This window comes from Azomonas agilis (assembly GCF_007830255.1).
In the GTDB taxonomy this organism is placed as follows: Bacteria; Pseudomonadota; Gammaproteobacteria; order Pseudomonadales; family Pseudomonadaceae; genus Azomonas; species Azomonas agilis.
In genome coordinates, this window is record NZ_VLKG01000003.1 from 201,943 (window position 1) to 214,565 (window position 12,623).

The window sequence follows — 12,623 nt, forward strand, 5'->3', positions numbered from 1 at the left end:
GACAACCTCGCACATAAGGATGAGTTATATAATAACGTCCCTCACTTAATGCGTCGCTGCCATGAATCCATCATTACCTATTGCCTGTACGGAGCATGACCACAACCTCTGCGTTCATCAGGCATTGCAGGCGGCTGACGCGTTATGCAGCCGTCAAGGTGTACGTTTGACGGCCCTACGCCGGCGCGTGCTGGAGCTGATTTGGCAAAGCCATAAACCCTTGGGCGCGTACGATATTTTGGCCGTGCTCAGTCAGGAAGATGGGCGACGTGCAGCTCCGCCTACGGTGTATCGAGCCTTGGATTTTTTGCTGGGAAATCATCTGATTCACCGGCTGGCTTCGTTAAATGCCTTCATTGGCTGCACCCATCCTGCCCATGCGCACCAAAGTCATTTTCTCATCTGCCGGGTATGTCATACCGCGATTGAGGTGGATTCGCCTGCCATCAGTGCGACTATTCATGCAGCGGCTGAAGCCGTCGATTTTAGGATTGAAGGAGAAATGGTTGAGGTGGTAGGGCTCTGTGCTCAATGTCAGGCGGCGACCAAATGACGGAAACTTTAGTCCGTTTGCACGACGTTCAGATGCGCTTTGCCCAGCAAGCGGTGTTAGTCGATGCCCAACTGGAGGTGCATCAAGGCGAGATTGTGACCCTGATCGGCCCCAACGGAGCAGGTAAGACCACCCTAGTGCGCATCGTGTTGGGGTTATTGAAGGCGACTTCGGGGCAGGTGTGGCGCAAACCGGGGCTGCGTATTGGTTATATGCCGCAAAAGCTGCATGTAGAAGCCACACTGCCTTTGACTGTTGAGCGCTTTTTACGGCTGGTACCTCAGGCAGATCACCAGACTATTACGCAAGCCTTGAGAGATACAGGGGCCGCCCATTTGCTGGCCAGTCCAGTGCAAAAAATTTCCGGCGGGGAATTACAGCGGGTGCTGCTGGCGCGGGCGTTATTACGCCAACCTCAATTGCTGGTGCTGGATGAGCCCGTACAAGGCGTTGATGTCAGCGGACAGATTGAGCTGTACCAACTGATCACCCGCATCCGCAATCAATATGGCTGCGGGGTGTTGATGATCTCCCACGACTTGCATCTGGTGATGAATACCACCGACCGCGTGGTGTGCTTGAATCACCATATTTGCTGTTCCGGTCATCCAGCCCAAGTCAGTACCGATCCGGCTTTTGTGGCCTTATTTGGCGCAGAAACGGCAGGTTTAGCCTTGTATCGACATCAGCACGATCACCGCCACGACATGCAGGGCCATATTGTGCCCTCCATCCCCTGTTGTCCTACGCCTCATAAAGAGTCTAATCAGGATGCCTGAGTTTCTAGTGAATGCCCTGATTGCCGGTTTAGTACTGGCCTTGGTAGCGGGGCCGCTGGGCTCCTTTGTGGTGTGGCGGCGTATGGCCTATTTCGGGGATACCCTATCCCATGCGGCTTTATTCGGGGTTGCACTGGGATTGCTGCTCGATATCAGCCCAATGCTGGCCGTTACCCTAGGTTGCGTTTTATTGGCCGTGGTTTTAGTACTGCTGCAACAACGCCAACCCTTAGCCTCCGATACCCTATTGGGGATTTTGGCCCACAGCACCTTATCGCTGGGTTTAGTGACCTTAAGTTTTATGCGTGAGATTCGCATTGATCTGATGGGGTACTTGTTTGGCGACTTACTGGCCGTGACCAGCGACGATTTGCTCTGGATGCTAGGCGGTAGCCTGCTGGTGCTGGTATTGCTGCTATACCTGTGGCGGCCCTTATTAGCCATTACCGTGCATGAGGAGTTGGCACGGGTAGAAGGGGTTCCGGTTGTGGCCGTGCGTTTGGCCTTTATGCTGCTGATTGCGGTGGTGATTGCGGTAGCAATGAAAATCGTCGGCGTGTTGCTGATTACTTCGCTGCTGATTATTCCCGCAGCAGCAGCACAACGACATGCGCGCACGCCTGAACAAATGGCACTTGGAGCCAGTCTATTGGGTATGTTGGCAGTCTGTGTAGGATTGGCGCTGTCTTGGTTTGCCGATACTCCAGCCGGGCCATCCATTGTGGTGAGCGCTGCCGCACTGTTTTTGCTCGGCTTTATGTGGCCAAAGCCGGACTAAGCACCGGTTTCGGGAGGCGTTAGAGATAGTCTCTGCAAAGATAGCTTTTACAAAGATAGCCTTTGCGACCTCTCCAGCCTCTTAGCTGTCCGGGTAGTCTACCGCCGAAGGTGACGTGCTTTTGGCTGTGCCAACCTCCCCGCATCTCCCTGTTCAGCCTCCCGCCCTGTACTCAAAGCCGTTTAATTAGCTCTTGAAAAGAGTCTTTGGGTTAGTTCTGGTTATTCCTATTCCTTCACCTGCATAAACTCTTCCGCCCACACCATGTATTCGTCGGCGGTGGAGTATTTCACGGAGAGCTCCGAAGCATTCAGATCGCAGGCGGCTATTTGGCGCTGTTCCCGTAGGCAATCGTAAGTCGCTTTAATCGCCGCAAAATAAGCGGCATGACCGTTCACAATCACTCGAACGCCTAAGCGGGCCAAGCGCTCGTTGTCCTGTAGTTTGGGGTTGCCGTAGGTCACCAGCATCAGCGGAACCTTCAAATGTTCGGCGATTTGCTCCAAGTGCTCAAAGTCTGCTACACCCACCATGCAAATGCCGTCTGCTCCGGCGGCTTCATAGGCTTTGGCCCGCTGGATCACTTCTTCAGTGCTAATGACCTTGGCATTAGTGCGAGCAATGATGCTTAAGGCGGGATCGACACGAGCTTCCAAGGCAGCACGAATCTTACCGACTGCTTCGTCAATGCCGATCAGATCGGTAGATTTATGGCCAAACTTGGCCGGTAATAGCGTGTCTTCAATGGTTAAAGCGGCAATGCCAGCGCGCTCTAGCTCAACCACCGTGCGCATTACGTTCAGGGCATTACCATAACCGTGATCAGCATCGGCAATGATGGGTAAACGAGTCACTCGACCGATGCGGATGGCTTGTTCTACAAACTCGCTCAAAGTAATCAGGGCAAAGTCAGGAGCCGCCAATACCTGTAAGGAAGCCACAGAGCCGCCCAAAATGCCCATTTCAAACCCAAGGTCAGCAGCAATACGCGCAGACATGGGGTCAAAAACGGAGGCGGTGTGATAGCACTGGTTAGATTGCAATAACTTACGAAAGTCGTTGCGCAGGCTATGGTGGGAAAATCTTTTTTGCATAAAGGCACCACTTGGCAATTAAACAAGAAAGGAGTGTCTCTACCAGAGCAATCTGTCGATACTCCGGTACGGGAGTATCGACAAATACCGGCAGATGCCAATCAAAGCAAGTCCTTAGCTTTCTATCAAATAGATTTAGGCTACTTTGTTAGCTTCGGCGTACTCCACAGCTTGTGGCCCTTGGTTAAGCTCTTGATCTAATTGCTGGGTATCCAGTTGTTTGCACCATTTTGCCACGACAATAGTGGCGACACCGTTACCAATCAGATTGGTCAGGGCGCGGGCTTCGGACATAAAGCGGTCGATCCCCAGGATTAGGGCCAGACCGGCTACGGGTAAACCACCCACTGCTGACAGAGTTGCAGCCAGCACGATAAATCCACTACCTGTCACCCCAGCAGCGCCTTTGGAGGCTACCAGCAACACCAACAGCAAGGTGATTTGATGGGATAAATCCATCGGAGTATCAGTCGCTTGGGCGATAAACACCGCCGCCATCGTCAGATAGATGGAGGTGCCGTCCAAGTTGAAGGAGTAGCCGGTAGGAATCACCAGACCTACAACGGATTTCTCCGCGCCCAATTTTTCCATCTTCGCCAGCATGCGTGGCAGAGCGGATTCTGAAGACGAAGTGCCCAGAACGATCAGCAGCTCTTCACGAATGTACTTGATGAACTTGAGGATGCTAAAGCCGTGGGCACGGGCAATGCCGCCCAGTACAATCAAAATAAAGAGTACACAGGTGATGTAAAAGCACAGCATCAACTGGCCAAGCTGCACCAGGGTTCCCACACCGTACTTGCCGATGGTAAAGGCCATAGCACCAAAGGCACCGATGGGAGCGACCTTCATAATCACGTTAATGATGTTGAAGAAGATGTGGGAGACTTGGTCAATAAAGTTAAAGACAGGACGGCCGCGCTCGCCTAAACGATGCAGGGCATAGCCGAAGAATACCGAGAAAAACAGCACCTGAAGGATTTCACCTTGGGCAAAGGCACCTACCACTGTGCTGGGGATGACGTTCATTAAGAACTGAATGGTGCTTTGTTTTTCACCCGCCGCCGCGTATTGAGCAATGCTGCCATGATCCAGAGTAGCGGGATTTACATGCATGCCCACGCCCGGTTGAGCGATATTCACGATGACCAAACCAATGATCAGCGCGACGGTCGAGACGATCTCGAAATACAGTAGGGCATAGCCCCCGGTTTTGCCGACCGCTTTCATGTTCTGCATACCGGCAATGCCAGTGACTACGGTGCAGAAGATGATGGGGGCAATCACCATCTTAATCAGCTTAACGAACGCATCCCCTAAGGGTTTGAGCTGTTCGCCGATTTGTGGGTAATAGTGTCCCAGCAAGATGCCGAGCAGGATGGCAACAATAACTTGGAAATACAGGGTCTTATAAAAGGGCTGTCTTTCGACGGTAGGCACATCAATAGCTTGCGAAACGGCAGTCATAGGAAGTCTCCACGGGTTTATACCGATGCGGTATCGACCAGTTGACGCATGGGCCTTCTATTGATCCAGAAGGGGTTCTTATTGTTCGATTCAGGAAATACCTGCATCACGAAACCTATGGGGCAAGCCTTATGCCATGCTGGTTTTTATGTTTAAAAACAACAGGTTATTATTTTTTTAGTCAATAAAAAGCCCTATGTGTGGCGGAGCATCGCCAAAATACTTCAGGATTTTTGTAGAGATGGGCGGAAATTCGCCAGATTGAGGTGATTCGAGATTCTTGGCATGAGAGGGGGAGTGCAGAATAGGCACCACCCCCCAGAATAAAGCGGTTTTAGAATTTCGTTACTTGCGTAACTGTTTGGCATTGGCAAACAAAGCCGCCATAGCTGGATTGGCAGGCGTTGCAGCCGGTGTATTGGCTTGAGGTATTGGACGAACCGAGCGCTCATTGCGCTTAGCACCACCACTCGGCTTCGCGCCCTCAATTTTCTCACCGGGGGTATCGCCCATCCGCATGGACAGGGCAATGCGCTTGCGGGGAATATCGACCTCCATCACCTTGACCTTAACAATGTCGCCAGCCTTCACCACTTCACGCGGGTCTTTGACGAACTTCTCCGACAGCGCGGAGATATGCACCAAACCGTCTTGATGCACGCCAATATCCACAAACGCACCGAAGTTGGTGACGTTGGTGACCACGCCCTCCAATTGCATACCCAGTTTTAGGTCAGCAAGGGTTTCCACGCCGTCTTGGAAGCTGGCGGTTTTAAACTCAGGGCGTGGATCGCGGCCCGGTTTGTCCAACTCTTTCAGAATGTCGGTGACGGTGGGCAGCCCGAAATGCTCGTCGGTGAACTGCTTCGGATCGAGCTGACGCAAAAAGCTGGAGTCGCCAATCAAAGAACGAATATCGCGCTGGCTGCTTTCGGCAATGCGTTTCACCACCGGATAGGCTTCCGGGTGAACGGCAGAGGCATCCAGCGGGTTATCGCCCTTCATCACCCGCAGGAAGCCAGCAGCCTGCTCGAAGGTTTTCTCGCCCAAACGCGGTACTTTTTTCAGTGCGGCACGGTTGGGGAAAGCGCCATTCGCATCGCGGAACGCCACGATGTTTTGCGCCAGCGTTTGGTTAAGACCGGAAATACGGCTGAGTAAGGCGCTGGAGGCGGTATTCACGTCCACACCCACGGCGTTCACGCAATCCTCCACCACCGCATCCAGACTGCGCGCCAATTTGACTTGGGAAACATCGTGTTGGTACTGGCCCACGCCAATGGATTTGGGGTCAATTTTCACCAGTTCGGCCAGTGGATCTTGCAGACGGCGGGCAATAGACACTGCACCGCGCAGAGAAACATCCAGCTCTGGAAACTCCTTCGCGGCCAATTCCGAGGCCGAATACACCGAAGCGCCGGCTTCACTGACCATGATTTTGGTCAGCTTAAGCTCTGGGTGTTTTTTAATCAGCTCAGCGGCCAGCTTATCGGTTTCGCGGCTGGCAGTGCCGTTGCCGATGGACACCAAATCCACCTGATGCTTGGCGCACAGCTTGGCCAGCTCGGCGATGGATTGATCCCACTGATTTCTCGGCGCATGGGGATAAATGGTGCTGGTATCCAACAGCTTGCCGGTGCTGTCCACCACCGCCACCTTCACGCCAGTACGCAAACCGGGGTCGAGGCCCAAGGTCGCGCGTGGGCCTGCGGGCGCGGCCAACAGCAGGTCGTGCAGGTTGCTGGCAAACACGCGAATGGCTTCTTCTTCCGCTTTATCGCGCAGCTCGCCCAAGAGGTCGGTTTCCAGATGGGTGTAGAGTTTAACCTTCCACGTCCAGCGCACCACCTCGGACAGCCACTTATCCCCCGCACGCTCTTGGGGTTTAAAGCCGATGTGCTGGGCAATCAGGGTTTCACAAGGATGCTGAGTGCCGGGTAATTCTTCGCCGACCTTCAGAGTCGCGCTGATAATGCCTTCATTGCGCGCCCGAAATACCGCCAAGGCACGGTGAGACGGCAGGCTGTGCAGCGGCTCGTCGTATTCAAAGTAATCGCTGAACTTCGCGCCCTCTTGCTCTTTACCGGCCACCACCCGCGCGCTCAGGGTGGATTCTTGCTTGAGGAAGGTGCGCGCTTTTTCCAGCAGCGCGGCATCTTCGGCCATGCGCTCCATCAGGATGTATTTCGCGCCTTCCAGAGCCGCTTTGACATCGGCGATGCCTTTATCAGCATCCACAAAGGCGGCGGCTTCGGTTTCAGGGCTGAGGGTCGGGTTGGCAAACAGCGCTTCAGCCAATGGGCCAAGACCGGCTTCCAAGGCAATTTGGCCCTTGGTACGGCGCTTGGTTTTATACGGCAGGTAGAGGTCTTCCAGCCGTACCTTGGTGTCGGCTTGGGCGATGTCGCGGGCCAATTCAGGCGTGAGTTTGCCCTGTTCTTCGATGCTGGCCAGAATCGCTGTCCGTCGATCTTCCAGCTCACGCAGGTAGCGCAGACGCTCTTCTAAGTGACGCAGTTGGGTGTCGTCCAGACTGCCGGTCACTTCTTTACGGTAACGGGCGATAAAGGGCACGGTGGAGCCTTCATCCAGCAGCGCCACGGCGGCCGCTACCTGTTGCGGGCGAACGCCCAGTTCTTCGGCAATGCGTTGATTGATGCTATCCATAAGCCTACCTAAGTCGATGAAGCCAGCAGGTCACAGCCTGCGTGAGGGCAGGATTATAGGACAACCTTTCCCTAGGTTTGTTGTTCTGATTAGGTTTCCAAAAGCAGGCTAATGGCCAGCCAGTTCCCGTGAATTTGCTCCCAGAAACTACAGATTTTGTAAGGTACAAGCGCTAAACTGCTGTTCGTTTTTTCCTCAATGGATGGAGCTTTTTCCATGTCACGCACAAGCCTGAGTCGCTATCTGATTGAAGAGACTCGTAGCCATAACACGCCCGCTGACTTACGCTTTTTAATTGAAGTCGTCGCGCGGGCCTGTAAAGAAATCAGCCATGCCGTCTCTAAAGGGGCTTTGGGCGGTGTGTTAGGCAGCATGGGGACTGAAAATGTACAGGGCGAGGTGCAGAAGAAGTTGGACGTGATGTCTAACGAAATTCTGCTGGAAGCTAACGAGTGGGGCGGTCACTTGGCGGGCATGGCTTCGGAGGAAATGGATAAAGCCTATCAAATCCCTGGTAAGTACCCTAAAGGCGCTTATCTGCTGGTGTTCGATCCTCTGGATGGCTCCTCCAACATTGATGTGAACGTTTCCGTAGGTACTATTTTTTCGGTACTGCGTTGTCCGGCTAAAGATTTCAGCCAAAATAACCCACTGGGCGAAGAAGCCTTTTTACAGCCGGGTACCCAGCAAGTCGCCGCGGGCTATGCGATCTACGGCCCCCAAACCATGTTGATGTTGACGTTAGGCGATGGGGTTAAGGGTTTTACCCTCGACCGTGAGCGCGGCTCCTTTGTCCTGACCCACGACGACATTCGTATCCCAGAAACCACCGCTGAGTTTGCCATCAATATGTCCAACCAGCGCCACTGGGAAGCGCCCGTGCAGCGCTACGTCAGTGAGTTGTTGGCCGGTACAGAAGGCCCACTGGAGAAAAACTACAACATGCGTTGGATTGCTTCCATGGTGGCCGATGTACACCGCATTCTGACCCGTGGGGGCATTTTTATGTACCCACGCGATGCCCGTGAGCCCGAAAAGCCCGGCAAACTGCGCTTAATGTACGAAGCCAATCCCATGTCCTTCATCATTGAGCAAGCCGGTGGGGTATCTACTAACGGTCATCAGCGGATTTTGGATATTCAGCCTGAGTCTTTACACCAGCGTGTGGCAGTATTTTTAGGCTCTAAGCAAGAGGTGGAGCGCGTTACCCGTTACCATCAATAGTTAGTGGCCAGACTGTGGGATAGCCGTTTATAGCAGGGGGTGCTTGCTTAAACGGCTGCTTCTGTTAAGACAGCGGCTGGATGATGGGTACATCAAAGTGATTAGCCATTACTCTCACCAGTTCATTCAGGGAGAGATCTTCGTGGATATCCATGCTATTGGTGCCCGGATATTCCAGATGCACCCCATAATGACCCTGAGTTTGGCCTAGGGTATGTAACCAAGCGCGCACACCCGCATCAGTTTTGTGCAGTAAATAGAGGGTGCGGGGATCGGGAGAGGTCGCCGTATCAATCAAAAAGGCTTCAGTACCTAATTGCGCGTGCAGTCGTAACAGAGCGTGGCGGATATCTCGGTGTTTATTTAAGGCCCAGACGTTGACGTTCATGAATAGTGCGCGAGAACCCCCAGACTATGTGTATTCCTGTTCTCGCTTCCTCCGTTGGATTAATGCCGGTTTTACTGGGATATCCTACCCGGTAATACGGATGTAATGCTGCCTATCCGACCATTTTATGGGCGTTGGCGCTGCTGGGCGAGCTTGGCGTGGGGCAAATAAAAAAGCCCCAAAGTGACCCTTTGGGGCTTTAAGGAAACGGCTGACGACTCTAGCCCACCCTTTAACCGTTATTGCAATCGGTACTCATCACTTGGTATTTCAGGTCATGCTCGTGGCCTTGAGAGTCTTTGTAGATCATCTCTTCTTTAACAGGCACACAACTTGAACTGAAGTTATCCGGTTGTTCGGACTTCACCGAGATCACCTGTTTAATGTCCAGATCCATACCGTAGCGATAATCTTCCACCTCTAAAGGCTCATTGGCTAAGGCCGCCAAGGGCATACACAGCATCAGTAAGGTGGTAGCAGTAAAGCCTTTCATCATGACCTCCAAAGTTCAGGCCGTCCCGTTGTGGTGTCACTGAGGGCATCGCGGTGGTCTGAAGGTTTTTCGTTTCGTTGGAGGTCATATTAATCCCCAAGTCTTTGGGGAATAAGAGGACTTAGCTACCCAGATTATCCCGATCTTGTTCACAATCCTGACACTAAGTCTGATGTATGATGGAGAGTTTTCAGGTGTGGAATAAAACCGCCTCTGCCTGAAGCGGTTAATGCTTCGGGGATTAAACGCGATAATCCTTATAGTGCAAGTCGTACTTTTGCATCCGCAAACCCAACATACGCCGGGTAAGCCCTAGTTGAGCCGCCGCCTCGGTGGTGTTACCCCGAGTTTGGGTCAAAGCCTCAATAATGATTTTGCGTTCGGCAATACCTAGGCGGGTATCCAATAAATCCTGAACCGGTGGCTCAGGTAGTGAGGGGGGGTGCAGAGAGCAGGGTAAGTGTTTGGGCTCAATCAGTTGCCCTTCTGAACACAATAAGGCCTGCTCTATCACATGCTCCAGCTCTTGCACATTGCCCGGCCAATGGTAGTGGGTGAGCATGCTTAAGGCCGCAGAGCTGATTTTAGGGGCTTCGATGCCTAAGGTTAGGGCGTAGCGACCCACAAAGTGCTCCGCCAAAGCCAGAATATCCAGCAGACGTTCGCGCAAGGGTGGCACATTAATGGGGAACACATTGAGCCGGTAGTACAGCTCTTCACGGAATGTTCCTTCGGCCACACAGTGTTTGAGGGGGCGACTGGTGGCGGCAAGCAAACGTAAGTCCACTTGAATAGTGACACTGCTGCCGAGTCGCTCGAAGCTTTTTTCTTGGAGTACGCGCAGTAACTTAGCCTGCATAGACAACGGCAGTTCAGCAATTTCGTCCAAAAACAGCGTGCCACCATTGGCTTGCTCAAAACGTCCACGGCGCTGAGTTGTGGCTCCGGGGAAGGCTCCCTGCTCGTAGCCAAACAACTCGCGTTCAATCAGCTCTTCAGAGCGGTTGGCGCAGCTAAAGCTGACAAAGGGTTTATCCGCCCAAGGGCCATTGTAGTGGATGGCATGGGCGACTAAGGCTTTACCCACGCCTTTTTCGCCCAAAATAAGTACCGTAGTTTTGGCCCGGGTAACTTTTTCCAACATCCGATACACGGCCCGCATGGGTTTGGAGTGGCCAATAATGTTGTTTGGATTAAAGCGGCCCCGTAGGGCTGAGTGCAGTTGGCGGTTTTCTTTCTTTAGCGCGGTATGCCATGTGGTTTGCATCAGTTGCAACTCAGCGGCTTGGGCGAGGGGCGCAGCCAGTGCTGATAGCATTTCTGCATCCCACCTCAGTTGCTTGAGGCTGTCGTAGGGACGTTCAAGGTTGATGCTGCCCAATACTCGGTCTTGACGGGTCAAGGGAATGCAGATGAAGGACAAAACTTCCGTATCAGCAAGGGGCTGAGTGCGTTGATAAAAGGCCAGTAGCTCTGGTTCTTGACGCACGTCTGGAATAATAACCGCTTGGCCTTGGGCTAGAGTTTGGCGGGTCAGGTGTTCCCCCGGATTCCACAGGCCAAACAGCAACTGTTCTGCACTGAGGCCACAGTGCTCGTGAACCAGCATTTGCCCTGTGCGCTCGTCATAACAACTGATGGAGGCACGTTCTACCCTAAGTTGCTGTTGCATCAGTTCCAGCATGATGCGTGCAACCGCCGCAAGATCCCCCGTTTGTGTCAGCTCATGGGTCATGCGCAGCAGCCAAGGCAAAAAAAAGTAGTGGCGGCATTCCGTTAACTGACTGGCAACCGGCTTTGCCCTACCGAGGCTAGGGGTCGAGATGCGCTCCGACTGAGTAAGATCGGAGCTGGATTTTGGGCGAATCCCCTGAATACTCATGCTGATTACGCGAGTGTCTCCTGCTTGTATAGGAGGTGGGGTATGCCCCCTTGATCTCGCTTTCCTCCATTGTGTACTAGAGCTAAAGGGGGTTGGGTTAGCTAAGAGGGGAGCGGTTGCGCCCTTCAGCTCCCCGCCAAGGGAGCACAATCCCAGAGGCTAGGTTTTGCTTACGGCGGCCTGAGGGTAACTCTTCCGGTTCTGTTTGTGGACAGGTTATGCCTTCACCATAGGGCTGGAAGCGGGCTTGCAGAATATTTTCCATCCAGCGCCGTACTCGGTCTACATCCGCATCCACCGATGGGATGAAAGATTGTGCTCTAAACAGCTTCAAAATAACCGGATCACGCAGGTTAATGAAGGCTTGGCGCATCTGCTCGCGCAAATCCTCAGGCAGTCCTTCGCGGAAGGTCCACATATATTCGGGAATAGGGGGGGATTCAGCCAAGATGCGGATGGCATCTCCATCAATCCGCCCATCAGCTAACAGGCGGTGCAAAATGGGTAAAGAGACTCCACCGGCGGTCACACGTCGATGGGCTACGGCGTTAGCTACGTTGTCGTGTGCTCCCAAGGTACGACGCACATAGTCTTTATCCATCGTCAGGCCTGCATCCAACAGCATATGCCGTGGTACCCAAGCGCCGGAGGTGGAGGCCAAGTCACCCATGCCAATCTCCCCGCCTCTCAGTTGAGACAGGGTTTCGGCGGGGCTATCGACAGGCACAATAATCGCGGATTTAAAGGTGGGGCCGATGCTGCCACCGTGGTTGGGGCGGGCAAAGGGTTCTAGTCCGGTTCCTCGGCTTTGCAGAATATAGGTGACTGGGCCAAGGTAAGCTAAATCCAGCTTGCCACGCCGTAGGGCTTCGCCTGTGGCTACATAATTATCGCCCACCACCAACTGCACGGGCAAACCCAAATACTGTTCGAGGTAAGCACGCAGGGGCTCGTTGAGACGTTCTACAACGGCACGTGACTCACCCGGTAGGAGTCCACATTTGATGATTTTCATGAAAAATGATCACCTTAAGGGCTGTATTGCTACGTCCTTCCGCCCACCGGGCGGTCTTTAAAAAGACACAGCAAGCTCCGTTCCACGCAGCGCTAAAGACCGCAAAATCAAGGAAATAGGTCACTTAAATGGAACAAAAGAGTACAGTTAACGCCAAAGCATGACATTCATGAACAGGCTCTGGGCTTTTGTCGGTAGAGCCTTTCCAACTGATTGAGCATTCGGCGCACATTTTTTAGAAATCCTGCACTGAAATAGCCCTTTCTTGCAGATAAAGTTTTGC

11 protein-coding genes are annotated in these 12,623 nt (G+C 53.1%); 4 read left to right on the plus strand and 7 right to left on the minus strand.

Annotated elements, in window-relative coordinates:
• Positions 1-61: 61 nt before the first annotated feature.
• The 3 genes from LX59_RS05660 to znuB are packed head-to-tail and all read left to right on the plus strand — an operon-like array spanning position 62 to position 2,110.
• Positions 62-553 carry a Fur family transcriptional regulator gene (locus LX59_RS05660; RefSeq protein WP_144570876.1) on the plus strand — a complete coding sequence of 164 codons (492 nt, stop codon included), beginning with the start codon at positions 62-64 and terminating at the stop codon, positions 551-553.
• Positions 550-1,332: a zinc ABC transporter ATP-binding protein ZnuC gene (gene znuC / locus LX59_RS05665; protein ID WP_144570877.1), complete on the plus strand. Its 783-nt coding sequence runs from the start codon at positions 550-552 to the stop codon at positions 1,330-1,332. The genes LX59_RS05660 and znuC overlap by 4 nt, the downstream gene beginning before the upstream one ends.
• Positions 1,325-2,110, plus strand: a complete 786-nt coding sequence (gene znuB, locus LX59_RS05670; RefSeq protein ID WP_144570878.1) for a zinc ABC transporter permease subunit ZnuB — start codon at positions 1,325-1,327, stop codon at positions 2,108-2,110. Before znuC ends, znuB begins: the two co-directional genes overlap by 8 nt.
• A 227-nt stretch (positions 2,111-2,337) precedes the next feature.
• Here the strand turns inward: znuB and LX59_RS05675 are convergent, their stop codons facing one another.
• From LX59_RS05675 to LX59_RS05685, 3 genes are all read right to left on the minus strand, one after another.
• Positions 2,338-3,204 carry an isocitrate lyase/PEP mutase family protein gene (locus tag LX59_RS05675; RefSeq protein ID WP_144570879.1) on the minus strand — a complete coding sequence of 289 codons (867 nt, stop codon included), beginning with the start codon at positions 3,202-3,204 and terminating at the stop codon, positions 2,338-2,340.
• Between the two features lie 135 nt (positions 3,205-3,339).
• On the minus strand, positions 3,340-4,671 hold the full coding sequence (locus tag LX59_RS05680; protein ID WP_144570880.1) for a dicarboxylate/amino acid:cation symporter: 1,332 nt from the start codon (positions 4,669-4,671) through the stop codon (positions 3,340-3,342).
• 345 nt (positions 4,672-5,016) lie between these two features.
• Positions 5,017-7,338 (minus strand): Tex family protein, encoded by a 2,322-nt coding sequence (locus tag LX59_RS05685; RefSeq protein ID WP_144570881.1) that lies wholly within the window; start codon positions 7,336-7,338, stop codon positions 5,017-5,019.
• Positions 7,339-7,554: 216 nt separating this feature from the next.
• On the opposite strand from LX59_RS05685, the gene LX59_RS05690 reads away from it, so the two are divergent.
• The gene (locus LX59_RS05690) at positions 7,555-8,562 is read left to right on the plus strand and encodes a class 1 fructose-bisphosphatase (protein WP_144570882.1); all 1,008 of its coding nucleotides are present in this window, start codon (positions 7,555-7,557) and stop codon (positions 8,560-8,562) included.
• A gap of 64 nt (positions 8,563-8,626) precedes the next feature.
• On the opposite strand, the gene LX59_RS05695 is transcribed toward LX59_RS05690, so the two are convergent.
• The 4 genes from LX59_RS05695 to phnD all read right to left on the minus strand — a co-directional run bounded on the left by LX59_RS05695 (position 8,627) and on the right by phnD (position 12,340).
• The gene (locus LX59_RS05695; protein ID WP_144570883.1) at positions 8,627-8,950 is read right to left on the minus strand and encodes a hypothetical protein; all 324 of its coding nucleotides are present in this window, start codon (positions 8,948-8,950) and stop codon (positions 8,627-8,629) included.
• A gap of 232 nt (positions 8,951-9,182) precedes the next feature.
• Positions 9,183-9,443 carry a DUF2790 domain-containing protein gene (locus LX59_RS05700; RefSeq protein WP_170234338.1) on the minus strand — a complete coding sequence of 87 codons (261 nt, stop codon included), beginning with the start codon at positions 9,441-9,443 and terminating at the stop codon, positions 9,183-9,185.
• 241 nt (positions 9,444-9,684) lie between these two features.
• Positions 9,685-11,325 (minus strand): sigma-54 interaction domain-containing protein, encoded by a 1,641-nt coding sequence (locus tag LX59_RS05705; RefSeq protein WP_246118684.1) that lies wholly within the window; start codon positions 11,323-11,325, stop codon positions 9,685-9,687.
• Positions 11,326-11,422: 97 nt separating this feature from the next.
• Positions 11,423-12,340, minus strand: a complete 918-nt coding sequence (phnD, locus tag LX59_RS05710; RefSeq protein ID WP_144570885.1) for a phosphate/phosphite/phosphonate ABC transporter substrate-binding protein — start codon at positions 12,338-12,340, stop codon at positions 11,423-11,425.
• Positions 12,341-12,623 lie beyond the last annotated feature (283 nt).